This is a genomic window from Paraburkholderia sp. SIMBA_053, from assembly GCF_046534895.1.
Taxonomy (GTDB): Bacteria; Pseudomonadota; Gammaproteobacteria; order Burkholderiales; family Burkholderiaceae; genus Paraburkholderia; species Paraburkholderia caledonica.
Genome location: NZ_JAWRXU010000842.1, coordinates 1 through 266 on the forward strand (window position 1 = coordinate 1; position 266 = coordinate 266).

Annotated in this window: 1 pseudogene; it reads right to left on the reverse strand. The window is 69.2% G+C overall.

The features are described 5' to 3' along the window. A pseudogene (locus SB753_RS37960) lies at nt 1–266 on the reverse strand (hypothetical protein); the annotation flags it as partial.

The window sequence follows — 266 nt, forward strand, 5'->3', positions numbered from 1 at the left end:
GACCACGCAGTCCGGCGCGCGCCTGAACAGACTCGAGCAGCTCGTCAGGCTGGTGCCGGCGGTGCTGAGCCGCGTGCCGTCGCGCGGCGCCGTGTAATCGGTGAGCGCCTGGTTCTGTACGGTCCGGTGGCCTGCCTGCGTGAGCAGCGTCGCGATCTGCCCCGGCGTCGTCGCGTGGCTTTCTTTGCTCAGGAAGTCGAAAGCCTGACCGCCGCCCAACGGAGCGGCGACGAACGCTTCGATGTTGCAGCGCAGGCTCCCCAACG